Source organism: Acidobacteriota bacterium, assembly GCA_016184105.1.
In the GTDB taxonomy this organism is placed as follows: domain Bacteria; phylum Acidobacteriota; class Vicinamibacteria; order Vicinamibacterales; family 2-12-FULL-66-21; genus JACPDI01.
On the sequence record JACPDI010000031.1, the window covers coordinates 92042 to 117017 of the forward strand.

At 68.4% G+C, this 24976-nt stretch carries 25 protein-coding genes; 9 read left to right on the top strand and 16 right to left on the bottom strand.

Annotation, left to right across the window (positions count from 1 at the left end; translation table 11 throughout):
* Positions 1-17: 17 nt before the first annotated feature.
* From HYU53_11865 to HYU53_11880, 4 genes are all read right to left on the bottom strand, one after another.
* Positions 18-710 (bottom strand): response regulator, encoded by a 693-nt coding sequence (locus HYU53_11865; GenBank protein ID MBI2221888.1) that lies wholly within the window; start codon positions 708-710, stop codon positions 18-20.
* A 144-nt stretch (positions 711-854) separates the two neighbouring features.
* Entirely contained in the window at positions 855-1499 is a 645-nt protein-coding gene (locus tag HYU53_11870; protein ID MBI2221889.1) for an alpha/beta fold hydrolase, read from the bottom strand.
* On the bottom strand, positions 1499-1891 hold the full coding sequence (locus tag HYU53_11875) for an SET domain-containing protein-lysine N-methyltransferase (GenBank protein ID MBI2221890.1): 393 nt from the start codon (positions 1889-1891) through the stop codon (positions 1499-1501). Before HYU53_11875 ends, HYU53_11870 begins: the two co-directional genes overlap by 1 nt.
* Positions 1892-1941: 50 nt before the next feature.
* Positions 1942-2511: a YcbK family protein gene (locus HYU53_11880; protein ID MBI2221891.1), complete on the bottom strand. Its 570-nt coding sequence runs from the start codon at positions 2509-2511 to the stop codon at positions 1942-1944.
* Between the two features lie 116 nt (positions 2512-2627).
* On the opposite strand from HYU53_11880, the gene HYU53_11885 reads away from it, so the two are divergent.
* From HYU53_11885 to HYU53_11895, 3 genes are read left to right on the top strand one after another with little or no spacing between them, the layout of a single operon-like run.
* Positions 2628-3131, top strand: coding sequence for a YajQ family cyclic di-GMP-binding protein (locus HYU53_11885; protein ID MBI2221892.1), 504 nt, complete (start codon positions 2628-2630; stop codon positions 3129-3131).
* Positions 3132-3167: 36 nt separating this feature from the next.
* Entirely contained in the window at positions 3168-3761 is a 594-nt protein-coding gene (locus HYU53_11890) for a hypothetical protein (protein MBI2221893.1), read from the top strand.
* Between the two features lie 27 nt (positions 3762-3788).
* Entirely contained in the window at positions 3789-4706 is a 918-nt protein-coding gene (locus HYU53_11895) for a metallophosphoesterase (protein MBI2221894.1), read from the top strand.
* On the opposite strand, the gene HYU53_11900 is transcribed toward HYU53_11895, so the two are convergent.
* The 7 genes from HYU53_11900 to HYU53_11930 form a co-directional block, all read right to left on the bottom strand.
* Positions 4639-5535, bottom strand: coding sequence for a phosphatidylserine synthase (locus HYU53_11900; protein MBI2221895.1), 897 nt, complete (start codon positions 5533-5535; stop codon positions 4639-4641). The two genes, HYU53_11895 and HYU53_11900, sit on opposite strands and share 68 nt — an antisense overlap.
* A gap of 3 nt (positions 5536-5538) precedes the next feature.
* The gene (locus tag HYU53_11905; protein MBI2221896.1) at positions 5539-6291 is read right to left on the bottom strand and encodes a DUF4956 domain-containing protein; all 753 of its coding nucleotides are present in this window, start codon (positions 6289-6291) and stop codon (positions 5539-5541) included.
* Positions 6291-7277 (bottom strand): hypothetical protein, encoded by a 987-nt coding sequence (locus HYU53_11910; GenBank protein ID MBI2221897.1) that lies wholly within the window; start codon positions 7275-7277, stop codon positions 6291-6293. The genes HYU53_11905 and HYU53_11910 overlap by 1 nt, the downstream gene beginning before the upstream one ends.
* The gene (locus HYU53_11915; GenBank protein ID MBI2221898.1) at positions 7259-8218 is read right to left on the bottom strand and encodes a hypothetical protein; all 960 of its coding nucleotides are present in this window, start codon (positions 8216-8218) and stop codon (positions 7259-7261) included. The genes HYU53_11910 and HYU53_11915 overlap by 19 nt, the downstream gene beginning before the upstream one ends.
* A gap of 82 nt (positions 8219-8300) precedes the next feature.
* Positions 8301-11753, bottom strand: coding sequence for an error-prone DNA polymerase (locus tag HYU53_11920; protein ID MBI2221899.1), 3453 nt, complete (start codon positions 11751-11753; stop codon positions 8301-8303).
* 126 nt (positions 11754-11879) lie between these two features.
* Positions 11880-13352: a hypothetical protein gene (locus HYU53_11925; GenBank protein MBI2221900.1), complete on the bottom strand. Its 1473-nt coding sequence runs from the start codon at positions 13350-13352 to the stop codon at positions 11880-11882.
* Complete coding sequence (locus HYU53_11930) at positions 13321-14124, bottom strand: hypothetical protein (protein MBI2221901.1); 804 nt, start codon at positions 14122-14124, stop codon at positions 13321-13323. The genes HYU53_11925 and HYU53_11930 overlap by 32 nt, the downstream gene beginning before the upstream one ends.
* 162 nt (positions 14125-14286) lie before the next feature.
* Between HYU53_11930 and HYU53_11935 the strand changes: the two genes are divergently transcribed.
* Positions 14287-15561, top strand: coding sequence for an MFS transporter (locus HYU53_11935; protein ID MBI2221902.1), 1275 nt, complete (start codon positions 14287-14289; stop codon positions 15559-15561).
* Between the two features lie 9 nt (positions 15562-15570).
* On the opposite strand, the gene HYU53_11940 is transcribed toward HYU53_11935, so the two are convergent.
* From HYU53_11940 to HYU53_11950, 3 genes are all read right to left on the bottom strand, one after another.
* Complete coding sequence (locus tag HYU53_11940; protein MBI2221903.1) at positions 15571-16248, bottom strand: hypothetical protein; 678 nt, start codon at positions 16246-16248, stop codon at positions 15571-15573.
* Positions 16249-16252: 4 nt separating this feature from the next.
* Positions 16253-16714, bottom strand: coding sequence for a hypothetical protein (locus tag HYU53_11945; protein MBI2221904.1), 462 nt, complete (start codon positions 16712-16714; stop codon positions 16253-16255).
* Positions 16715-16840: 126 nt separating this feature from the next.
* Positions 16841-17458 (bottom strand): hypothetical protein, encoded by a 618-nt coding sequence (locus tag HYU53_11950; protein ID MBI2221905.1) that lies wholly within the window; start codon positions 17456-17458, stop codon positions 16841-16843.
* A gap of 180 nt (positions 17459-17638) precedes the next feature.
* Here HYU53_11950 and HYU53_11955 point away from each other — a divergent pair, with 180 nt between their 5' ends.
* Both HYU53_11955 and HYU53_11960 read left to right on the top strand, forming a co-directional pair.
* A complete protein-coding gene (locus HYU53_11955; protein ID MBI2221906.1) occupies positions 17639-18319 on the top strand; it encodes a response regulator transcription factor in 681 nt (226 codons plus the stop codon).
* The gene (locus tag HYU53_11960; protein MBI2221907.1) at positions 18316-20070 is read left to right on the top strand and encodes a PAS domain-containing protein; all 1755 of its coding nucleotides are present in this window, start codon (positions 18316-18318) and stop codon (positions 20068-20070) included. Before HYU53_11955 ends, HYU53_11960 begins: the two co-directional genes overlap by 4 nt.
* A gap of 9 nt (positions 20071-20079) precedes the next feature.
* On the opposite strand, the gene HYU53_11965 is transcribed toward HYU53_11960, so the two are convergent.
* Positions 20080-21069 (bottom strand): inorganic phosphate transporter, encoded by a 990-nt coding sequence (locus HYU53_11965; GenBank protein MBI2221908.1) that lies wholly within the window; start codon positions 21067-21069, stop codon positions 20080-20082.
* A gap of 10 nt (positions 21070-21079) precedes the next feature.
* Positions 21080-21700, bottom strand: coding sequence for a DUF47 domain-containing protein (locus tag HYU53_11970; protein ID MBI2221909.1), 621 nt, complete (start codon positions 21698-21700; stop codon positions 21080-21082).
* Positions 21701-21850: 150 nt separating this feature from the next.
* On the opposite strand from HYU53_11970, the gene HYU53_11975 reads away from it, so the two are divergent.
* The 3 genes from HYU53_11975 to pstC are packed head-to-tail and all read left to right on the top strand — an operon-like array spanning position 21851 to position 24975.
* A complete protein-coding gene (locus HYU53_11975; protein ID MBI2221910.1) occupies positions 21851-22954 on the top strand; it encodes a hypothetical protein in 1104 nt (367 codons plus the stop codon).
* A 21-nt stretch (positions 22955-22975) separates the two neighbouring features.
* Positions 22976-23986: a phosphate ABC transporter substrate-binding protein PstS gene (gene pstS, locus HYU53_11980; protein ID MBI2221911.1), complete on the top strand. Its 1011-nt coding sequence runs from the start codon at positions 22976-22978 to the stop codon at positions 23984-23986.
* Positions 23987-24027: 41 nt separating this feature from the next.
* Positions 24028-24975, top strand: coding sequence for a phosphate ABC transporter permease subunit PstC (gene pstC, locus HYU53_11985; GenBank protein MBI2221912.1), 948 nt, complete (start codon positions 24028-24030; stop codon positions 24973-24975).
* The last annotated feature ends 1 nt before the right edge of the window (position 24976 follow it).

Sequence of the window (24976 nt, forward strand, 5' to 3'; positions counted from 1 at the left end):
GGCGACGGCCTCGGCGGTTAGGTGGGCAGGTCGTTCAGTTCCTCGCCGAGCGAGTCCACGAGCGCGCGCCAGGGCAGCGGCGCGTTCTCTCCTTCCGAGAGCAGCGCCAGTCCGCCGAGCAACGCGCCCGGCGAGGTGAGACGGTCGGTCCAAATCGTTTCCGCCTCTATATAAAGGTTGAGCGCGGGCATCCGCACTGGCACGGTCGGCGGCAGCGGCGTGTCGGGCGCCGCCATCGCGAAACGCAGCCCGCCGTAGCTCACATCCAGCAAGCGTGCCGGCCACGAACCGATCTGCACGTGAAAGGCTTCGGGTGCGTGGTGCCGGGGCCAGCGGCGCTCGCGACGCACTTGCGCGAGCAACCGTTCGACCGAGCGCATGAACTGCTTCGGCTCGAGCGGCTTCTCCATGTACACCGCCCCGTAGCGGGACGCCTCGAATTCCAGCGACCGCTCCGGGTAGCCCGTCATCATGATGACGGCCATGTCAGGGTGCAGTAACCGACTCAAGCGAACAAGATGTAGCCCGTTGTACGACCGAAGTCTGATGTCGGCAACGAGAAGGTCGTAGTGGCCGACGTCCAGGAGACGCCGGGCCGCGTCAAATGTCGCCGCGCCAGTCGTCTGGTGGCCGGCGTCGCGGAGCAACTCGATCAGGCCGGCCAATGCGGCCTCATCATCATCGACGACGAGAATCTGGAACGGCAGCATGAAAGCAGTTGGTCGCTGGGGTGCGGTTCGTCCGGTAAGAGGCAAGGACGGTGCCGCCCACGCATGGACGACAATACAACAAGTTAGCGGGAGCGTGGGCGGGAACGACCGACAAGAACTGTCACCGGTTTGCGAAAGTGAAATCTAGGGCCGCGCGGGCAAACCAAGGAATACGCGGGTTTCCTCCCAGATGTCCGGCATGCTGGACAGCAACTGATGGTCGTCATCCAGCAGCCGGAGCGTGACGTTAGTCCTCGTGCTTGCGAACTTCCGGGCAACCGCCGGGTTCACCACTGCGTCGCGCGTACCCTGGAAAACGAGCATGGGCTGTGTCAGCTCAAGTCCGAATGCGTCATATCGTGCCGCATCTTCATAGAGCGCGTAGCCGACCTGCGCCAATCGGCCGAAGCCGTAATGAAAGACGTCCAGCAATCCGGTCTCGCGCCACCTCGCGATCGCGTCGTCGCCAAGATCCCGCATCCGCGTTTCAGCAAAATCGAGCGCGGGCGCGAGCAGCACGAGTTTCTCCACGGCCGCGCGCTGCGCGGCGACGTGCACGGCAACAAAGGCCCCGAGGCTCGACCCAATCAACGCCACCGGTTCCGAGCCGCCATCGATGGCGCGCACCGCATGCTCGATCATGCGCGTGATGGTGAGCGTTTCAAAGGAGGGCTGGTTGAAATCGAGCGCCTCGAGGACGATGTCGTAGGGGGCAAGCCGATCCGCGAAGGTTCGCGCTTTCGACGACCGCGCGGACGAGGCGAACCCGTGGAGATAGATGCCGCGCATTACAGGCGCGTGCGGCACCCGGGCCGGCACCGGCACGGAATGATCTTGGCGCCGTCGGTGGCGTAGTCGTAGGTGATCTCTTCGCCCTTGCGGATCGTGCGCGACGCACGGATCCAGATCACGTCGCCGACGATCTGGACGTAGCAGTTGGGCTTGCAGGAGTGGTTGATGTAGCGCGCGACGTTGCCGCCGACCGCCGCGTCGCGCACCCATCGCGAATTCAGGCGGAAGCACCAGATGTGCCCGCGGTCGAGGTAATTCGCCTCGCGCTTCGCGCTCTCGCGGATGGAGATCTTCTCGCCCGCGTAGTCGACAATGCGCTTGTTTTTCGGAATGCCGTGGGTGGCGAACACCCCCCAGCCATGAATGCCCGAACGCCGACGCTCAATCACGAGATCGAATATATCCCACCGCGCACGAGAACTCACCGCAGGGGACGCAGTCAGTTTCCGGACCAGTACCGAACGCGCCCTACGTCCACGTGCACGAAGTTCGACGAGGGGTAGATGCCGACGCCGCCCTTCTCGAGAGACACCGCCGCCTTGTGAAGTTGGCCGAGCGGCACGCCGGGCACGCGGATATCAATCGCCTTGCCCACCATGTGCAGCGACTTGGACGCGACGCCGGTATGCGCGCCGCCCCGCGCGCGCAGCATGGTGTTGGTCCTGGGCGAGCGGTACCCGGAGATCACATGATACGGCTCGCGCGTCTGGAGCTGTCCGTTCAGCGAGAACAGGAGATCGAGCAGGCGCACGTCGATCGCCTTGACCTCATTGACGCGGAAGTCCCGGAGCAGATGGTTAATCCGACGCAGCGATTCCGGCTTGTATACGCCTTCGCAGCAGTACTCCGCCGCCAGGCTCTCGCCTGTATGCGTGTGGAAGAACGAAAGCTGTCTGTTGCCGGACGCCGGCGTTGCGGCACTGAGGCTGCGCGGCAGCAGCAGAGACGCGGCCGCCATGGCCCCGAGCGCGCAGAATTTCCGGCGGCTCAGATCACGGTCGCTCAACATTCATCGTCCAGTTGTCTGGGTGTGGGTTCCGGCGAAAGGGCCGGACATTCAGTGTCGCAGACGAGGGACTTCGGTTCAAGCTGCGCTATAATTCGGCGCAGCTCAGCACACATCGCATGGCAGCCACCGCGTCGTTCGACATCACTTCGACGGTAGACCTCCAGGAGGTTGACAACGCCGTCAATCAGGCGAAGAAGGAAGTCGCGCAGCGATACGACTTCAAGGGCGCCAAGGCGGACATCGCGTTCAGCCGCGCCGAGAACGCGCTCACGCTGGTCGCCGACGACGAGTTCAAGCTGAACGCGTTGTGGGAGATCGTGCAGACGCGCCTGGTGCGCCGCGGCGTCCCGGTGAAGAACCTGAAACCGGGAGACCTCGAGCGCGCCGCCAACGACACGGTCCGCCGGGTGGTCGCGCTCCAGCAGGGTATTCCCGGCGACGCGGCCAAGGAAATTGCCAGGTTCATCAAAGAGCAGAAGCTCAAGCGCGTCCAGGCCGCGATTCAGGGAGACCAGGTTCGCATCAGCTCTGCCTCGAAGGACGAGCTGCAGTCGGTCATGCGCCTTCTCCGCGAGCAGGATTTCGGCATCGCCCTCCAGTTCGGCAATTATCGAGGCTGAGCTCGTTCCGGTCACGTTCTTGAATTGGCATCCCGCATGACGATGCGCTACTCCGTGGCGTTGGCGGCCGTGGTTTCCTCATGCGCGGCTCCCGCGGCGGTGCACCGGCAACCGGTCACGCCGGCGCAGGCCGCCGCCGGCGTCAACCGCGACGCGCAAATCCAGAAGGACTTCCTGGACGGCGTGGCGAAGTACCTCGAGCTCCGGAAGGCCGAAGAGCAGAAACTGCCCTCCCTCTCGGACGAAGCGAAGCCCGAGGACATCGCGGCGCACCAGAAGGCGCTGCTCGGGGCGCTTCAGCAGGCCCGGCGCGGCGCCAGACAGGGGGACATCTTCACGGCGCCGAGCCGCGCGCTCATCCGGCGCCTGCTCGCGAGCCCGAACCCGAAGCCGGGGACCTCGATCCGTCGTGCCATCGAGGACGAGGACCCGGGTCCGATCACGATCGCGGTCAATGGTGCCTATCCGACGACGGTGCCGCTGCCGACCATGCCGCCGCAGGTGCTCGCCGCGCTGCCACGGCTTCCCGACGAACAGATCGAGTTCCGGTTCGTGGGCACGCGATTGATCCTCCTCGACGCGCGAGCCAACATGATCGTCGATTACATGGAGCGAGCGCTGCCGCGCTAGCACGTCCGCTCTTCGAGGTTGAACGCCATGCGTCGCTTGATGCTCACCGTGTTGCTCGCCGGGCTCTCGCTGGCGGCGGTCGACGTGCGCCTGCCGAACAAGGAAGACTCGCTCCGGATGGCGGTCCTGGGCGACACGGGCACGGGCGGGCGCTCCCAGTACCAGGTCGGCGAGCGCCTGGCCGAGGCGCGGCAGAAGTACCCGTTCGAGATTGCCCTGATGGTCGGAGACAACCTGTACGGCGCCGAGCGGCCGCAGGATTTCGCGAAGAAGTTCGAGCGGCCCTACAAGCCGCTGCTCGATGCCGGCGTGAAGTTCTACGCGGTGCTCGGCAACCACGACGACCGCGAGCAGCGCAACTACAAGCTGTTCAACATGAATGGCGAGCTGTACTACACCTTCAAGGCGCCTCGTCAGAACGTGCGCTTCTTCGGGATCGAGTCGAGCTACATGGATCGCAGGCAGCTCGACTGGCTGGAGCGGCAGCTGCAGACCCATGACGAGGACTGGAAGATCGTCTTCATGCACCACCCGATCTATTCGTCGGGCGGCCGCCACGGGTCGAGCATCGCGCTCAGGCAGGTGCTCGAGCCTCTCTTCATCAAGTACAACGTGAGCGTGGTGCTCGCCGGCCACGAGCACTTCTACGAGCGGCTCAAGCCGCAGAACGGCATCTCGTACTTCACGGCGGGCGGATCGGCAAAGCTGCGGAAGGGGAACCTGCGCGACGGCTCGCAGCTCACCGCAAGAGGCTTCGACACCGATAATTCATTCATGCTCGCGGAGATCAACGGCGACCAGATGCGGTTCCAGGTCATTTCGCGCACCGGGCAGACGGTGGACGAAGGTGTCGTCGTGCGGCGAAAGGCGTCGCCGCTCACGTCTGCGCTGAAGCGGCCGCCTCCTTTCCCGCAGCTTGCGCCGCTTCCCTGGCGGCGGCCGTAAGCGCCCAATCCTCGTCGAAGGTTGCGAGGATGCGCCGCACCGTGGGCCGGTGCGCGATCAGCATGCCGACCTCCCGGCGCTCGTCGAGCTCCACCTTCCGAAGGCTCTGGCTGCCGACGAACGCATGCTCGCCGTCTTTCACGATCGCCCGGATGTGGAGGCGGTAATGCGCCAGCGTGTCCCATTTCAGCCGCGCGCCCGCCTTCGCGCAGCGTCCCAGGACGCGCACGTCCACGCCGGCCTTCGCGCGCTCCTCGATCAGGCGGATCATCGACCGGTCCGAGAGACGCGCATCGTAGATCACGAGCTGCTCGCGCGCGCCCCTGATGAACGACGCCAGGCGCTCGCGGGCGTTTTCCGGGCTGACGACCAGCGCGTGGTGCCGCGGCGTGTACTGCTGCTTCAGGAGGTCCGCCTCGAACAACCGGATGGCCTCCTTCACCACCGCGTCGTCCTCGACGATGAGCCCGAGGCTGCGGCTCTTGTCGATATCGAGTTTCGTGTAGTTGAACCCGAGCAGCAGGAGCCGGCCGCGGTCCACGATGATCATCTTGCCGTGGTACCGCACGAGGTCATCGTCCGAGCGCGCGACGGTCACTCCCTCGTCGAGCAGCTTCAGCTCCAGTTTTCTGAGCGCCTTGTCGCCGCTGCTGTTGGTGTGGGCAATCAGCGCGCGCACCGCGACGCCCCGCTGAACGGCCTCCGCAAGCGCCTTGATCACCGCGGCGCGATCGAGCCGGAAGACGGTGATGTCGATGCTCTTCTTCGCGTCCGCGATCGCGGCGAGGATGGGCACGAGGCCTTCCTGGGGCTGGACGATGAGATCCACCGGCTATTTCCCTTTCTTCTTCTCTTCCCACTCGACCGACGTCCCGCCCGATTCGTCGAGGCGAAGAATGGCATTGGACAGCCGGTCGGTGCGGCGATCATACGGCAGGTCGACCAGGTAACTGAGTTCGTCCTGGGAGGATGTGCGAAGCTCGTACCGGATTTCCTGGCGCCGAAGAAGATTTTCAATGGCCGAACGCAGCGCTGAGCTGTCCTTCGTGCGGACGTGCAGTTCGAAGGTTTTCGTCGTTTTGGGCTCGAGCGACTCGATCACCCACATCACCACCAGCATGAATGCCGTGGAAAACGTGACCAGCGCGTAGAGGCCGACGCCGGCGCCCAGCCCGATCGCCAGCGAACACAACATCACGCCGGCGTCCTTCGGGTCATCGATCTTCGCCCGGTAGCGTACCAGGCTTGCGGCGCCCACGACCGCGAACGCGCGCGCAATGCTCGCACCCACGACGAGCATCACGACGGCGCCGACGATGGCGAGGATGATCTGCGTCTGGATGACGGCAGGCGTTCGCGGAGGCGTGCCGCGGCGCCGCGGCCGAAACGCCAGCGTCGTGCCGAGGAGCGTCGCCAGCGGGAGCGCCACGAGCGCCGAATCGAGTTCGTGCAGCGGATGCATGGCGTGCTCGGGAAGCTCCTGCGGGGCCGGCATCTGCAACGGCCCCTCCGGCGGCACCTGCGCGAGCGCCGGACCCGAGGCGGCGAGCACGACGAGCATCAAGGCGGGAAGCACGCGCGACATCATTCCCTCCGCGCGGCGGGCGCGGCGCGTAGCGCGAGCCCCTGCGCAATCTTGGCCTTCAGTTTCCTGATGAAGCGGGCGCGATCCGCGGCGGCGTATCCGCCCGCACGGAACGCGTCGTCGAGCTGGCGATCGGTGAGCTGCGACGCGAGATCGCACGCCCAGGCGACGTCTTCCTGCGAAAGGTCGGCGAGCAGCTCCTGGTGACGCCCGCGGTACTCGAACTGCACGCGGCCGTCCTTCACGCCCGTGATGAATCCATGCGACTCGAAGTCGCGCACGTTGTTGCGCGTTCCGTGCGGGAAGCGTCGGCTCTTGCCGAACGCGGCGCCGAGGTCGCGCACGACATACCGGAGCGCGGGGCCGTCGCCGGGATCGGCGACCTGGTACACCTTGTTGTTCGTGGTCTTGAGATCCCAGTTGTTGATGAGGAGGTTGAGCACCACCAGGCCCTTGAACGGCCGCGTGCCGACGAAGGGGTTCTGCTGCCAGCTCCAGTCCGCGAGCTTTCGCGCGTTCGGCAGTTCCGGGCGGAAGCGCCCGGCGGGCTTCGGGCCCGGCCGCGGGCCGCCGTCGAGGCGCCAGTGCCGGACCAGATACATGGGGGGCTGGTGATAGCCAACCGCCCAGAGCAGCCGCGACGCGGCGATCTCGCTCTGGACCTCGAGCCCCTGCTTCACGCTCCACTCGCGCCCGCCGGCGTCCACCACGTCGTAGCCGCCGCTGTAGCCGAGCACGTCGAGTCTCTTGAAGCGGAAGGTCGCGTCCTCGGGAGGGAGCAGCCCGGGACCGCCGGGCCCGTGGAAGAGATCGCGGGAGGACAGACCTGCCGGCGGAATCCACAGCTCCGCGAGTTGCCGCGCCGCGATCGGCCCCGTCGCGGTGGACCGCATCGCCGGCGCGCAGCCTGAAAACGATCCGACGAGAAGGAGCAGCAGCACCATCACGCTTCGCCGCTGCCGGCCGCTCAGCACCCGCGCGGGCACGCCGCGAGCCCGTCCGCGATCTTTTCCTGCAGGCGTGCGATAAAGCGGCCGGCGATCGCATCGGGATATCCCGCGGCGCGAAACGCGTCGGCAAATTGCCGGTCCGTGATCCGGGCCAGCCGTTCGGAGATCCAGCGGATGTCGCGCCGGCGCAGCTGATTCAGCAGCTCGTCGTGGCGCCCCTGGTCGCCGAAGCGCGGCCGGTCACCATCGAACGCGATGATGAAGGGATGCGCCTCGAAGTGATCGGGATTGTTGCGGGAGCCGTCCGGCCACCGCGGCCGGCCGAAGGTGGCGCCGAGATCGCGCGCCACGTACCAGCGGCGCGCGCCGTCGCGCGGCTCGCCGAACTCGTAAATCTTGTTCTGCGAGGGCTTGATGTCCCAGTTGTTCAGGATGACGGCGAGTGCAAGCAGCCCGCGGTACGGCTGCGTGCCGACGAAGGGATTCCGGTGCAGCGACCATTCCCCGATGACCTTGCCGATCTCGGGACGGAACCGTGCGGAGTTCTGCGCCCCGGACGAGGGCCCCCCTTCCACGCTCCAGTGCGCGAGGAAGTAGGTCGGCGGCTGGCGATAGCCGGCAGCCCAGTAGATGCGCGAGGCGACGACCTCGGTCTGGGCCTCGGGGCCTTGCTTCGCGCTCCATTCGCGACCCTGCGCGTCTTCGACGGTCAAGCCCGGGCTGAACCCGCCGGCTTTTTCCTCCTTGAACGTGAACGTGGCGCCATTCCGGGGCGCGAGCGCCCGACCGCCCGGCCCCCAGAACAGGTCGCGTGCCGCGATGTTCGACGGCTCGACCCACAGCTCGGCCATCTGCGCCGGCGCCGGCGGGCGCGGCGCAGTCCGGCGAATCCTGGGCTCGCCGCACGCCGCGGCCGTGCAGGCGCAGAGCACGACGAGGAGGGCCGTCGGCGGCCGACGGCAGAGATGGAACGACATCGCGCCCACCATACGGACGAGGCGATCTGCAAGGTTCGTACTCGCGCCCCCAACACCTCAACCGCAGAAGGCGCAAACGCGCTCAGTGAAAGTCGCGCGCCTCGACATCAGGGCCGCCGCCGCCGAGACCGTACAACCGCTCAGCTTTAATGGACGTCACTCCTTCCTGGATTTGCAGTGTGCCTTCCACCAGCAGGTAAGCCTCGCCGACCACCGAACGCCGCTGCTTGGCGAACAGATCCGGCCGGACGATGATGTTGGCGATGCCCGTTTCGTCTTCAAGCGTGAGAAAGACGAACCCTTTCGCGGTGCCCGGCCGCTGGCGCGCGATGACGGCGCCCGCGACGCGCACGCGGCGGCCGTGCCGCCCCTGCGGCAGATCGCAGGCGCGCAGCACGCCGCGCAGCGCCAGCTCCTGGCGCCTGAGCGACATCGGATGCGGCCCGATCGTGAGACCGGTGCCCGCATAGTCCGCCTCGATGCGCTCGGCAAGCGTCATCCGGGCCAGCGGACTCGCGTCGGCGGGGTCGGGAACCTGGGACCCGGGATCCGAAAACAGCTCACCCGCCGGCCGCATCGCGCGCTCGATCTGCCACATCGCGGCGCGCCGCTCGTAACCGAACGCGTTGAGCGCGCCGATGTCAGCCAGCGCGCGCAGCTCGTCGCGATGCACGCCGCTGCGCGCCACGAAGTCGTCCAGGGAGGTGAAGCGCGAAGGCGGCCGGCTGCACGTGGCACGTCGCACGTCGCACGTGGCACGTGGCACGTGGACCGCCCACTCGTGCGCGCAGACGCTACAGAAGCACGTCGTCCCCACGCGCTCGATCATCGCTTCGTCGTCCGAACCGCACTTGGGGCAAATGTCACGTGCGACGTGCGACGTGCCACGGTGCGACGTGCGATCGTGCGACGTGCGATCGTGCGACGTGCGATCGTGCGACGTGCGATCGTGCGGCGGACCGGCCTGCTCGATGGCCTTTCCCGCCTCCGCGCGCAGCCCATTGACGTATCGCAGCCCGAGGCGCACGCGCCCGTCCTCCTCGATGCTGCAGCCCCACCCCGACACCTGCACGTCGATCGGCGCGAAGCGCACGCCGCGGCGCTGCGCATCCTTGACGAGCGTGGCCGGCGAGTAGAACCCCATCGGCTGGTTGTTCAGCATCGCGGTGTAGAACGCCGCCGGGTAATGCGCCTTCAGGTAGGCGCTGGCATAGACGAGCAGCGCGAAGCTCGCGGCGTGCGACTCAGGGAAGCCGTAGAGCGCGAACGACGTGATCGCGCGGATGATCTCCTCCGCCGCGTCGTCACCGATCCCCTGCTTCGCGATGCCATCGCGCAGCTTCTGTTCGATCACGCGCATCCGCTTCTCCGAGCGCTTGAAGCCGAACGCGCGGCGCAGCTCCTCCGCTTCCCCTCCCGTGAATCCCGCCGCGACCATCGCCATGCGCAGGAGCTGCTCCTGGAAGAGCGGCACGCCGAGCGTGCGCTCGAGGATCGGCGCGAGCGACGGGTGCGGGTACACCACCGGCTCCACGCCGCGGCGCCGCTTCAGGTACGGGTGCACCATCTGGCCGACGATCGGACCGGGCCGGATGATCGCCACCTCGACGACGATGTCGTAGAAACGCTCGGGCTTCATCCGCGGCAGCGTGGCCATCTGGGCGCGTGACTCCACCTGGAAGATGCCGATCGTGTCCGCCTCCTGCAGCATGCGGTAGACCGCGGGGTCGTCGGGGGGGAGGTGGACCAAATCCAGAGGGGCCGCAGGCGCTCCTCTGGCCTCTGAATTCACAATCGTCAGCGCATCTTGAAGCACCGCCATCATCCCCAGTCCAAGCAGGTCAACCTTCACGATCCCCATGTCCGCGCAGTCGTCCTTGTCCCACTGCGCGACGACGCGGCCGGGCATGCTGGCGTTTTCGAGGGGAACGACTTCATCGAGCCGCCCCTGGCAGACGATCATGCCGCCGGAGTGCTGCCCGAGGTGCCGCGGCAGATCGTGGATGCGCTCCCACAGGTGGCCGAACGTGCGCAGCGCCGCGTTGGCGGGATCGAGCCCCGCGTCGCGCAGGTGCCGCTCGAGCGTGTCCTTCGGGTCGATCCACTCGAAGGGGTTCATCACCTTCGCCAGGCGGTCCACCTCGCCGGGCTCCAGCCCGAGGACCTTGCCGATATCGCGCGCCGCGCTGCGCCCGCGATAGGTGATGACGTTGGCGGTCATTGCCGCACTCTGCCCTTCGGGGGCCGCACTCTGCCCTTCGGGGGGCGCGCCACGCTTCCCGTAGCGCTCGTAGACGTACTGAATCACTTGCTCGCGGCGGTCGCCGCTCGGCAGATCGAGATCGATGTCGGGCCACTCGCCGCGCTCCTCGGAAAGAAACCGTTCGAAGAGCAAATCCATCCCGACCGGGTCCACCGCGGTGATGCCCAGGCTGTAGCAGACCGCGCTGTTGGCCGCCGAGCCGCGCCCCTGCACGAGGATCCCGTGCTGCCGGCAGTAGTTCACGATGTCCCAGACGATGAGGAAGTACCCGGCGAGATCGAGCTTCTCGACGAGCGACAGCTCGCGCTCGATCTGCGCGCGCGCGCGCGCGTGGTACGGCCGATAGCGCTCGCGCGCCCCCGCGTCCGTGATCTTCCGCAGGAACGAGCCCATCGTCTCGCCGGCGGGCACGGGGTACTCGGGAAAGCGGTAGCCGAGATCGGCCATCGTGTACTGCAGGCGGTCCGCCAGATCGCGCGTCGCCGCCACCGCGTGCGGCAGATCGTGGAAGAGCACCGCCATCTGCTCCGGCGACTTGAGGTACCGCTCCGCGTTCACGCTGAGGCGCCGGCCTGCGCGCGCGATCGTCGTCTTGTGACGGAGGCACGTGAGGACGTCGTACAGCGGGCGATCGGCCGGCTCGGCAAAGCGCACGCCGTTGGTCGCGATGACGGGGACGTGAAACGCCGAGGCCAGCGACAGCAGCGCGTGGTTGTCCGATTCCTCGTCGCGGCGCAGATGGCGCTGCAGCTCGACGTACACGCTGCCGCGCCCGAACATGCCGACGGCGCGGTCGACGAGCCCGCCCACGCCGTGCCGCGGCCCCTGCAGCGCCTCGCGCCCGATGAGCGCGACGAGCCCCGCCGTGCGGCCGTCGAGCTCCTCGAGGTCGAGCGACCCCTCGCCTTTCGGCGCGCGGAGCTTCATCTGCGTGATCAGGCGGCAGAGATTCTTGTAGCCAATGGCGGACTCGACGAGGACCGGGAGACGCCAGAGGGAGAAAAAGGGGTCGGGAGCCTTTTTCGAGGCGTCAACGGCGAAAAAGGCTCCCGACCCCTTTTTCTCCCTGATCGTGATCTCCGCGCCGACAATCGCGCGCAGCCCCGCTTTCTTCGCCGCCAGGTGAAATCGCGGCGCGCCGTAGAAGCCGTCTCGATCGACGAGGGCGAGCGCCGGATAGCCGAGCGCCGCCGCGCGGTCGACGAGCGCTTCGGGCAGCGAGGCGCCGTCGAGGAATGAAAAGGCCGAAGCGGAATGGAGTTCGATATACACGAAGGTTCACACGAAGGTTCACACGAAGGTTCACGCGAAGGCTCACGCGAAGGCTCGCACGAAGGTTCGACCGCGCGCTCTGAATCCTCGCCGGAACCACCGTTCGAACCCTCGTGAGAACCTTCGTCAGTCCAGAATCCCCTCTACAAACCACCTGTCCTCGTGACGATCGCGGCAGATCCGGTAGGCCGCGCCGTCGGCGAGCGTTACGTCGTATTCATCGCGGTCCCAGCAGGCGCCGGGGTCGCGGCCGCTCCACCAGCCGCCGGACGATCGCCACGGCCCGGCGCACTGCTCCACCGCGCCGCCGCGGATGCCAATCCGATCCGTGGTCACGCGCGCCACCCGCTCGCCCTCGAGCGCCACGCGCGCGACAACGGGGATGCGAAAGCGTCGCAGAACAGGTCTCGCCTTCGCGCTTCGCGCTTCGGCGCAGCTGGCGCCCCTGTTCGCGCTTCGCGCTTCGGCGGGCGCGAACGGCGCGAGCGTGAACGCGTCCGGCGCGTGCGAGTCGAGGAGCACCGGCGAGCCCACGCGTCCCTCTCCCATCAGCGCCGTCAGCCTCGACACCACCGTCGCGATCGTTTCGGGCTGCGTCCCGGCGCGCTCGAGCAGCGAGAACTGGACGATGCGTCCCGGGGCCGGCTCGAGCCGGACGGCGATACGATCGATGCCCGCCGGCGGCGGATGGGACTCGAGATCGAGCAGGATGAGCGTGCGCAGCACGCGCGCCTCGCGCATCGGCGCGGGCAGCTCGATGCGCCGCACGTGCGTCTCGCGCGTCTTCGTCCCGTCCGCATCCACGCGGGCGGTCACGAGCGTGAGCGTCGTCTCGAGAACGGCTGCGCCGCGATCGGCGCGCTCGAGCGCGGCGCTCAACGGATCGAGCAGCCGCGTGAGCACGAACGACACCGGCTGCAGCGCGTCGAGCGGCCACTCGAGATCGAAGGACGCCTCGAAGCGCGCCTCGTCGAGGACCGGCACGAGCGGCTGCGTGTCGAGGCCGCGCGCGAACCGCTGCAGCACGACGCCGGCCTGGCCGAGCCGCGCCGCCAGATCGGCCGCGGGCAGCGCCGCGAGATCGCCGAGCGTGACCAGCCCCCATCGGCGCAGCGTGGCAAGCTCGGTGCACGCGCCGCCCGGCTCGCCGCAACGGCCGGGCGCGCCGGCCAGGCGGCACAACGCGCAGGCGCGAACAAGGGGCCGGGAGCCTTTTTTCTGCAGCCGCGGCGGTAAAAAGGCTCCCGGCCCCTTGTTCGCCGCCAGCGTGTCGAACACCTCCAGCGACAGCGCGCCCACGGCGGCCGCGGTCCTCCCCGGCAGGACGACGCTGTACGGCTGCGCGATGGCGAGCAGGAGGGCCGCCGTGCGGGAGGGCGCGACCGCCACCGACACGGTCACGTGCGGCGTGCGACGTGCGGCGTGCGACAGTTCTTCCGCGATCGCCGCGGCATCGCCAACGATGCGCGTGAGGCCGGCGGTGTCGATGAGCACCAGCCGCCCGCCGAGCTGCGGCTCGACGCGCGGCGAACACGCCTGTGCCGCGGCAAGCAGCGCAGCGGCATCCTTACTGTCCGGGCTGAACAGTGCGGCGAACACTCCCCGAACCTCCGTGCGCACCTCCGTGCGAACCTCCGTGCGAAGCCCGCCCCAGCACGCGCGCCTGCGGCGCAATCCCGTCGAACAGCCGCGCGCGCGCCGACGCACCGCGCCACCGGGGCGCGGCGGCGCCGCCGAGCACGATCGTCACGCCCCCCGCGCTGCGGCCGGCGCGCTCGGGCGCGACGAGCAGCGCGGCGGTGGATCCCCCTTCGATCAGCCGCGCCAGGCGAAGCCAGGTCGTGAACGGCAGCCGCCGCAGGACGGGCGGCGGCACGTCGGCGAGATCGCAGACCGCGAGGCCGAAGGCGCGCGACTCCAGCACGACGGTGAACGCCTTGAGCGCGCGCTCCACTGCACGCCAAAGCGATGAGGTGTTTCCCGGCGCCGCGTGCCCGCTCGCGCGGATCGCCTCGACGCTGGCCGCCACGCCGCGCACCCACAACAGGTTCCCGAGCTGCACCCCCGTGGCCGCCGCCGACTCCACATCGAACCGATCCAGCGCGTCCACCAGCGCCGCCGCCCCGCCGGCCGCGGTCGCCGACGCAAGCGCGGCACACATGAGCGTGGTCCGCCCGGTGGAGCGCGCTCCCGCAATCTCCGACAGCTCACCCCGCGGCAATCCACCGCCAAGCCGCGCGTCGATCTCGGCATGGCCGAGCGGCAGCAGCGGCCGCCCGGCGTCGAGCGCCGGGCGCAGGTGCGTCAGCGTGGCGTCGAGCTTTTTCGCGCGAAGCAGCGATTCGAGGTGGGCGCGGGCCGCGGCAGCCATGGTGTCCGGTCGAGGTGTTTCGCTTTTATTTCGCCTGCCGGACGCAGTATAAACCACCCAGCGACGCTGGGGCAACATCGCCGCGGAACACGCAGAACACGCGGAAAAATACGGGATCCTGCGTGTTCAGCGCGTTCCGCGGCGCAGCCCTCTCCTGCTAAGATGATTTCCTTGTCCTCTGACGCCCTGAAAACCGAAGGTGAGGCCGCCCCTTCGGTTCCGAACCACGGGTTCATCCGCCGGACCGCCGCCGCCTTCACTTACCGCGATTTCCGCATCCTCTGGACAGGCGCCTTCATGTCCACGGTCGGCACGTGGATGCAGAAGGTCGCGCAAAGCTGGCTGGTCCTCTCGCTCACCGGGTCGTCATTCTTCCTGGGGCTCGACGATTTCCTCGCGCAGCTTCCCATCCTGCTCCTGACGCTGATTGGCGGCGTGATTGCCGATCGCTACGACCGGCGCCGGCTCCTCATCGGCTCGCAGTACGTGCAGATGACGGCCGCGTTCATCCTCACGGCGCTCGTCTACTGGCAGGTCGTGGAGCTGTGGCACATCCTCGCGCTGTCGTTCATCACCGGCGTCGCGCAGGCGTTCGGCGGCCCGGCGTACCAGTCGCTGATCCCGTCGCTCGTGGATCGCAAGGACCTGCCCAACGCGATCGCGCTCAACTCGATCCAGTTCAACCTGGCGCGCGTGTTCGGGCCGATCCTCGCCGGCGCCACGCTCGCCGCGTTCGGCACGGCGATGTGCTTCGCGGTCAACGGCGTTTCGTTCCTCATCGTGATCGTCGCGCTGATGGCGCTCGGCGTGAAACACATCCCGCCGCTGACACGCCAGCCGATGATGGACGAGCTGCGCGGCGGCATCGCGTACGCCCGCAGCGAGCCGGCGATCATCTCGCTCACCCTCCTCGGCTTCGTCACGACGTTCCTGGGGCTGCCGCTGCTGACGCTGCTGCCGGTCTTCGCGCGCGACGTCTTTCACGGCGGTGTCGGCCGCTACACGCAGATGATGGCCTTCTCCGGCATCGGCGCCGTCTCCGGCGCGCTCATCGTCGCGTGGCTGGGACGGTTCAGGCACATGGGGCTGGCGACGCTGCTCCTGCAGATCGTGTTCGGGCTGTTGCTCGTCGGCTTCGCGCTGTCGCGCCTGCTGTGGCTGAGCAACGTCCTGCTCTTCGTGGCGGGCGCCGCGCTGATCGCGGTGTTTTCGTTCACGGCCTCCCTCGTGCAGCTGATCGTGCCGGATCACCTCCGTGGCCGTGTCGTCAGCATTTACATGGTGGCGTTCCGCGGCGGCATGCCGCTTGGCGGGCTGGCCGCGGGCACGATGGCCAGCATCACCTCGGCGCCGACCGCGCTGGTGACGGGAGGAACGCTGCTCGTCGCGATCGCGGTCTATTACCTGTTCCGCGGCCACGGCCTCCGGGAGTTGTAAGAGATCGGATCAGACAGCCAGGATCCAGTACAGACCGAGGCCGATCGATGCCACCGCCATCAGCAGCGCGGCGCCGCGGCCGAGCCGCGCGACGACGCGCGTGGAGAGCGTGCGCGCGAGGGCCACGCCAAACAGCGACATCGAGATGAGGATGCCGACGGCGAACAGCACGATGAGCAGCACGATCTGCGGGATCGCGGCCGCCGCCGTCGAGCCGCCGAACGGCGCGAACGTGGCCAGCGCGCGCAGGCTGCTGATGGCGAAGACCGCGCCAAGCAGGGCGGGCAGCTGCGAGTGCGCGACGCCGTGCGCCTGCGGGCGGCCGAGATGCAGGTGCCATGCGCCCGGATCGTGGCTCTGCGGGTGCGCGTGCGCGTAGAAGCGGCCGGAAACCGCCGCCATCAGCGCCGTGACGCCGAGGGCGACCAGCAGCACTCCCCCCAGCTGCTCTCCGCCGCGCTCGACGGTCTGCGGAATCGTCCACCCGGCCACCACGACGAGGCTCGCGCCAAATGCGAGCACCAGCGCGTGGCCGGCTGCGAATCGGACGGCGACCGCAAGCGCGCGCGCGCGACGGACGGCAACCGTTTCTTCGCCGCGGACCGTCAGCGCGGCGATGGCCATGAGATGGTCGGCGCCGAGCCCGTGCAGGAAGCCGAGCACGAGCGCCGAAGCAATCAGAAACACCGGGTTATTGTAGCCGCAGGTCCCATCGAACGGGGACATTTACCGGGCGGTAGCACATCAAATCGTCACATGCCTGGTAGCGCACGGTGCCCAGCACGCGCACGGCCGCGCCCGGTCGGCCAGGCGGCACCGTGACCGGGACGGCAAGCGAGAACGCCTTGTCGTAGACGCGCACGCGTTCCCCTGCGAACATTCGAACCACCGCCGGGGGAAACCGGACGCTGCCGGCATGCCCGTCCGGGATCGGCTCGATCGTCAGAGACACGGGAATGTACCGTTCTTGCGGGGGCGCGTAGATGTGGATGCCTTCGCGCGGGGTCACGGTGACTTTGAGCGGCACCGGCGTGCCCGGCTTCACGGGAGCCGAACGCCGCACGGCCTCGACACGCGCCAGCGGCGCCTGAGGAGACCGGAGCGCGCCGGCAGTGGCCGCCTGCAGCAGCACGAGAAGGAGCGCCGGGATCATCGTCGTATTGTGGACAAACGACCGGCGCTTGACAACAGGCGCGCTGCAGAATGCGCGGAACACGCAAAAAACCACGTCCCCCCACATACGGGAGGGACGTGGCTCCAGATCGCCGAGCAGTTCCCCTTAGTTCCGCCTCGTGATCTGATCCCAGATGGCCGCGCTGCCGCCGCCAATCGCCGCGCCGATGAGCGCCCCCTTCTTGCCGCCGACCGCCGCGCCGACACCGGCGCCCACGCCTGCCGACGACCCGATGATGATCGCGCTTTTCTTCACGCTGCGGCCGCTCGACCGCTCGGTGACGACGCCCCGCTGCGAGACGGTGCGGGGCCGCGCCTCGCGGTAGACCACCGCAGGCTGCTGCACCACCGCAGGCTGCACCACGCGCGTGTCGTAACCGTAGTCACGAACCGCGAGCGCGCCGTTGCCGTACGCCACCGGCGCCGCTGCGTATGGCACCTCTGCGGACACGCACTGCACCTGCGCCACGGGCTGGCCGCTGACCACGGCCTGCCGGACGAGCGTGCGCTGGTTCGGCTCGCAGTTGACGAGGACCTGCCCGTTTGCGGCGCCCGCCACCTGCTGGGCGACCGGCTGGGCGAACCCGCCCTCGTACCCGAGCGCGCGGACGCTGCTGTCGGCCTTCGTGCCGCATGCAGCCGTCACCACGAGCGCGCCCACGCCCGCCAGGCCGAGCGCCGCGCGCCGCAGACTGCTGATGCTCATTGCTCCGTTGGTCCTCATCTCAGACTCCCTCCGAATCACGTTCCGCCCGGTAAGGTTCCAAGGCACGTGCCGCCCGGAAATCGCGATTTGCCGAGGCTTTTGCGGCCGAGCGCGGTGACGTTGTCCTCTGAAGGGCTCAACCGTACAATCGGGGGGAGACAGGGAGAATCGGACGGTTCGAACCTTTCCACACGCCCCATGCCCCACATCCTCATCGCCGAAGACGATCGCGACATCGCCGATCTGATCGACCACAGCCTCCGCAAGGCGGGGCACGAGACCGAGATCGTCGGGTCGGGGTCGGAGGCGCTCGCGCGGGCGCGCGCGGCGCGTCCCGACGCGCTCGTGCTCGACGTGATGCTCCCCGGGCTCGACGGCATGCAGGTGTGTCGCGCGCTGAGGGCGGAGCCGGACACGGCGGCCACTCCGATCATCATGGTGACCGCGCGCGGGGAGGAAGCGGACCGCGTCGGCGGCCTCGAGCTGGGCGCGGACGATTACCTGACCAAGCCGTTCAGCCCGCGCGAGCTGGTCGCACGCGTCGCGGCGCTCCTCCGCCGGTCGCGCCCGCCGGCTGCGCCCACGGCCACGGTCCTCCGCTATCGCGATCTCGTCGTCGACGGCGATCGCCACCGCGTGACAGCCAACGGCGCCGAGGTGAAGCTCACGGCGAAGGAATTCCTGCTGCTCCAGTACATGATGCAGCGCGCGGGACGCGTGGTCTCGCGCGACCAGCTCCTCACCGACGTCTGGGGCTACCAGTACACCGGGGGCACCCGGACCGTGGACGTGCACGTCCGGCGGTTGCGTGAGAAGATCCCGCTGCTCGAGCAGGTCATCGAAACCGTGAAGCAGTTCGGGTACAAGCTCGCCGAATGAGTTTCCGCCGGAAGATCTTCCTCGCCGCCTTCGTGGCCGCGTTCGCCACGGTCGCCGCGGCCACTGCGCTCGTTTCGTGGGCGGTGCGGCGCGATCTGATCTCGCGCCTCGAGCGCGGCCTCATCTCCGAGGCGCAGCTCGCGGCCGCGCTGGTGTCGCATCACGTGGACGCCGCGTCGCTCGACGACCAGGCGGATGATATCGGCGCCCGCGTCTCCGCGCGCGTGACGCTTGTCGCGCGCGACGGCCGTGTCGTCGGCGACTCGGAACGCGACGGCCGGGAGCTGGCGGCCATGGAGAACCACGGCGGCCGGCCGGAAGTACTCGGCGCGCTCCGCGCCGGCAGAGGCATCTCGACCCGCCATAGCACCACCGTCCAGACCGACATGCTGTACGTCGCGGTTCCCGTTCGGGATGGACCCGGGGCGGTGGCGGTCGTGCGGCTCGCGCTGCCGCTGGCGGAAGTCGAAGAGCAGCTGAGCACCGTCCGCCGGCTGTCGGTGCTCGCGCTCGCCGTCGGCATCGTGACGGCGGCGGCGCTCGCGTGGTGGATGGCCGCGCTCGTCTCGCGCCGGGTCAGCGCCATCGCGGCGAGAGCGGAACGGTACGCGCGGGGGGAACGCCTGCGCACGCCGGCCGATTACGGCGCCGACGAGGTCGGCACGGTCGCGCGGGTGCTCGACGACGCCGTGCAGGATCTGAGCAGCCGCGTCGCGGAACTGGCGCGCGATCGCGCGCTGACGGCCGGCATTCTCTCCGGCATGACCGAGGGAGTCGTCGTCGTGGACGCGCGCGGGCAGCTGCAGCTCGTCAACGAGGCGGCGCGTCGCATGCTGGCGCTGGAGCCGCGCGGGGCGGGGCGCCACTACCTGGAGGCGGTGCGGCATCCGGCGATCGCCCAGCAGCTCGGCTCGGCCCTCGCCGGGGACGCGCCCGCGCCGGTGGAGGTCACCCTGACCGCCGCGGGAGACCGCGTGTTCATCGCGCGCGCGAGCGCCGTGGACGTGCCCGGAGGACGCATTGCGATCGTCGTGCTGCACGACGTGTCGGACCTGAAGCGCGCCGACCGCATGCGCCGGGATTTCGTGGCGAACGTTTCCCACGAGCTGAGAACGCCGCTCACGGCCATCCGCGGCTACGCCGAGGCGCTGGCCGACGGCATCGACGACCCCGCGCAGGCGAAGAAGTTCCTCGAGGTGATCGCGAGGCACAGCACGCAGATGGAGCGGCTGGTGCGCGACCTGCTGCGCCTCGCCCGCATCGAGGCCGGGCAGGAACGCCTGGACGTGAGCGACGTCCCGGTCGCCGGGCTGTTCGCCGACGTCGAAACGGCGCTCGGCCCCGTGATCGAACCACGCGGCCAGCGCATCGCGCGCGACATCGCCGCCGATGCCGCGACGATCCGCGCCGACGCCGCGCACATGCATGACGTCCTGCGCAACCTCCTGGAGAATGCAAGCCGCCACTCGCCAGAGGGGGCGACAATCCACCTCCGCACGCGCGCGGCTGATGGCCGGATCGTGATCGACGTCGAAGACGAAGGAACGGGAATTCCCGAGCCGGATCTCACCCGGGTGTTCGAGCGGTTCTATCGCGTGGACAAGGCGCGGGCGCGCGCCCCCGAGCACGGCGGCGGCACGGGCCTGGGCCTCGCGATCGTCAAGCACCTCGTGGGCCTGCACGGCGGCACGGTCACCGCGCGAAACCGACCGGAGGGGGGCGCGGTGTTCAGCGTGTCCCTGCCGGCCTGAGGATCGCGATTAAAACAGCGCGCGCATCGCCTTCACGACGCCCCAGCTGATCCCCGCGCAGATCGGGAAGGTCAGAATCCACGCCGTCACCAGCTCGCGCGTCACTCCCCAGCGTACCGCCGAGACGCCGCGCGTGGCTCCCACGCCCATGATCGCCGTCGAAATGGTGTGCGTCGTGCTCAGGGGAATGCCCAGCCGCGAGGCCAGCTCGATGGTGCTCGCCGCCGCCATTTCCGCGGCAAACCCCTGGTGCGTTTCGAGCTTGGTGATCTTCATGCCGAGCGTCCGCATGATGCGCCAGCCGCCGGTGATCGTGCCGAGCGCCATCGTGCCGGCGCAGAGGAAGATCACCCACTTGGGGACGGCGAACGTCCCGAGCTGCCCTCCCAGCACCAGCGCCAGCGTGAACGCTCCCATGAACTTCTGGCCGTCGTTCGAGCCGTGGCTGAACGCCATGAACCCGGACGACAGGACCTGCATCCAGCGGAAGATGCGCTTGGTCGGCCCCGGCGTCGCGCGCCGGAACAGGCGGTACACCGCCGTCATCATCAGCAGCCCTCCCCCGAAGCCGAGGAAGGTCGAGAACAACAGCCCGTAGCCCACCTTCGTCCATCCGGAGAGCACGAGGGCGTCCGGTCCGGCCGTGGCCAGTCCGGCCCCTGCCAGTCCCGCGACGAGCGCGTGGCTCTCGCTGGTGGGGATGCCCCAGTAGGCGGCGACCGTGGACCAGATAATGATGCCCACCATCGCTCCGCCCACCGTCGTCAGATCGACGATGCTGGGATCGATGATGTCCTTGCCGATGGTCGCCGCGACGGCGGTGCCCGACAGCACGCCGACCAGGTTCAGGACGGCCGCCATCAGGATCGCCTGGATCGGCGAGAGCGACCGCGTCGAGACGACCGTGGCAATCGCGTTTGGCGCGTCCGTCCACCCGTTGACGAACTCCGCGCCCAGGATGAGGACGAGCACGACGAGGAGCCCGATGCTGATCTCCATCGCGTCCCCGTCAGCCGTGCTTCACGACGACGCTCTCGAGGACGTTGGCGACGTCCTCGCAGCGGTCGGTTGCGGCCTCGAGGAAGTCGAGGATCTCCTTCCACTTGATGATGGCAATCGCGTCGTGCTCGTCGGCGAACAGCTGCTTCAACGCCAGCTGGTGGGCGCGGTCCGCCTCGTTCTCCAGGCGGTTGATTTCCACGGCGTGCTCGTGGATGCCCTTGCGGCGATCGAGCGCTGGCATGGCCTTGACGATCTGGTCGGTCGACTGCGCGATGATCCGCGCCAGCTCCCGCGCGCCCGGCCGCACCCTGGCGATCTGATAGAGCCGGATGACGCCCGCCGACGCGTCGATGGCGTCCATGACATCGTCCAGGCTGCGGGCGAGAGAGTGGATGTCTTCCCGGTCCAGCGGCGTGATGAACGTGCGGTTCAGCCGCTGGATGACCTCGTGCGTGAGGAAGTCGCACTTGTGCTCGACTTCCTTGATCTCGTCGGCCTTGTCCCACACCGGATGCTCCGGCGCCAGCATCTCTTCGAGCATCGCGGCACCACGGGTGATTTCACGCGCCATCGTCTCGAAATCGTCAAAGAACCGCTCCTCGCGCGGGATCAAGCTGAATCTGGCCACTCAACCTCCTCAGGCAACCGTAGATCCTATCCCAAGTCGTTACACGGACGTTACACGCCGGCGCGCGCCCGGCGGCGGCCGGATGGATTTAACGCGCCCGTAACCGTCACGTAACGTCTCGGTCATCCTGTCGTCGTACGTTTCAAGCTCATGACGACCGCAAGAAAGACAGGACGGACTCGTGCCGCCACCCTTTTTGTCGCCGCGCTGCTCGCTCCAGCGCCCGCCCTCGCGCAGGTGACCCCTGCCCAGGGCTACACCCCGCCGGACGACACCCCGTCGATCCGGGTCGGGACGACGATTTTCCTGGACTACACGCTGCAGCAGTCGCCGGACGTGAAGGACGCTGCAGGCCGCAACGTCAACTTCAACGCGTTCCAGGTCGGCCGGACCTACATCAACGTGACGGGCCAGGTCCATCATCGGCTGTCGTTCCGGATCACGCCGGACATCCGGCAGGAGACCGGCACGGGCAGCTCGCTGAACGGCAGCCTGACGTTCCGTCTCAAGTACGCGTACGCGCAGGTCAACCTGGACGACTGGCTGACGGGCGGGAGCTGGGTGCGCATCGGGATGCAGCAGACGCCGATGATCGATTACCAGGAAGGGGTGTACCGGTACCGCTTCCAGGGCACCGTGTTCGCCGACCGCGAGGGTTTCCTCAGTTCGTCGGACTCCGGCGTCTCGTTCCGCACGCAGTTCAAGAACAACTACGGCGACGTGCACGCGGGGATCTACAACGGCGAGACGTTCTCGAAGCTCGAGGCGAACGATCAGAAGGCGTTCATGGTTCGCGCCACGTTTCGCCCGATGCCCAGGGCGCGAACCCTGCGCGGCCTGCGCGTGAGCGGGTTCTACGACGCCGACGCGGCGGTGAAGGACGGGCGTCGCCGCCGCGCCCTTGGGGACCTCACCTTCGAGCACAGGTTCGTCAACACCGGGTTCATCTATCTCGCCACCTCCGACCAGGCGCTGCCGGCGTCGGCTCGGATCGACGGTCGCGGCTTCTCCATCTGGGCGACGCCGCGCACCACCAAGGGCTGGGAGGGGCTGCTCCGATTTGACCGCCTCGAGCCGAACACCGGCGACGACGACCGGAAGAACCGCGCGATGGCGGGCGTCGCGTACTGGCTGCCGATCTCCGGCGCCCAGGCCGCGTTCCTGCTCGACTTCGAGAAGGTGGACTACAGGAACTACGCGCCGGCGCGCCCGAAGGAACAGCGCGTGGCGCTCCACATGCTGCTTAACTTCTGAGGGAAGGATCGATACCGAATCATGAAGAAAGTGCTGACACTCCTGACCGCGGCCGCGACCGTGGGCCTTGCCGCGCAGGCGGTCCAGATCAACGGCGCGGGCGCGACGTTCCCATATCCGATCTACTCGAAGTGGTTCGCCGAGTACAACAAGGTCCGTCCGAACGTCCAAATCAACTACCAGTCGATCGGATCGGGCGGCGGCATCCGCCAGATCACGCAGGAGACGGTCTTTTTCGGGGCGACCGACGGGCCGATGACCAGCGATCAGCTGCGCGCGGCGCCCGGCAAGATCTTCCACTTCCCCACCGTGCTCGGCGCGGTCGTACCCGTCTACAACATCCAGGGGGTGGACGACGAGCTGAAGTTCACCGGCCCGGTGCTCGCCGACATCTTCCTCGGGAAGATCACCAGGTGGAACGATCCCGCCATCGCGAAGCTGAACGCGGGGGTCAAGCTGCCCGCCAGCGACATCACCGTCGTGCACCGGTCCGACGGCTCCGGCACGACCTACATCTGGGTCGATTACCTGGCCAAGGTCTCCGCCGAATGGAAGCAGAAGGTCGGCGTCAACACGTCGGTCAGGTGGCCGGCCGGCGTCGGGGGCAAGGGGAACGAGGGAGTCGCGGGGCTCGTGCGGCAGTCGCCGAACTCCATCGGCTACGTCGAGCTGATCTACGCGCTCCAGAACAAGATCGATTACGGCTCCGTGCAGAACGCCGCGGGCAAATTCGTGCGCGCGTCGATCGAGACCACCACGGCGGCCGCGGCCGCCGCGGTGTCGAAGATGCCCGCCGACTTCCGCGTGTCGATCACGAACGCGCCCGGCGAGGCCGCCTACCCCGTCGCGTCCTTCACCTGGCTGCTGCTCTACGAGAACCCGAAGAACAAGGCGCAGGCGAAGGTGATGGTGGACTTCATGAAGTGGGCGCTCACGGAGGGCCAGAAGTTCGCCGCGCAGCTCGGCTACGCGCCGCTGCCGGAGAGCGTGGTGAAACTGGAGCTGGCACAGCTCGCCAAGGTGAGACTGTAGCGGGGCTCGGGGCTGAGGCGTGGGAGCCTGGGAGATCTGCGATGAGACAGCGCGACGATTGGACGCTCCTCTTCCTCACCGGCGGCTTCGGGCTGCTGCTCGTCGCCATCGTGCTCGGCATCGGCGTCCAGCTCTATCGCGAGTCGTACCTGTCGATCGAGAAATTCGGCTGGAGCTTCTGGGCCAGCGAGACGTGGGACCCCGTGCTGGGCGAGTTCGGCGCGTTCCCGTTCATCTGGGGCACGCTGTACTCCTCCGCGCTCGCGATGCTGATCTCGACGCCGATCGCGCTTGGCGTGGCCGTCTTCATCTCCGAGCTCTCCCCCGCCTGGCTGCAGCGGCCGCTGGTGTTCCTCACCGAGCTGCTCGCCGCGATCCCGTCCATCGTCTACGGGCTGTGGGGCATCTTCGTGCTCGTGCCGATCGTGCGGCAGGCGGAGACCGCGGTGCCGGAGTGGATGAAGGGCTTTCCGCTGTTCCAGGGACCGCCGCTCGGGGTCGGGATGCTCGCGGCGGCGCTCGTGCTCGCCATCATGGTCATCCCGTTCACGTCGTCGGTCGCGCGCGAGGTGCTGCGCGCCGTCCCGCGCGCGCAGCGCGAGGCCGCCTACGCCCTTGGCGCGACGCGGTGGGAAGCGATCCGCGCGGCGCTGTTCTTCGGGCGGACCGGGGTCATCGGCGCGGTGATGCTCGGCTTCGGCCGCGCGCTGGGGGAGACGATGGCCGTCACGATGGTCATCGGCAACAACCCGCAGGTGAGCTGGTCGCTGTTCGCGCCGCAATACACGATGGCCGCCGTGCTGGCCAACGAGTTCACCGAGGCGACCGAGGAGATCTACCTCCACGCGCTCGTGGAGATCGGGCTCGTCCTCTTCGCCATCACCCTCGTCGTGAACCTCCTGTCCCGCGGGCTGATCTGGGTCGTCAGCGGCAGCGCGCGCCGCCACGCGCAGCCCGCGCCGGCGGCGGTCGTGCCGGGAGGAGCGTAAC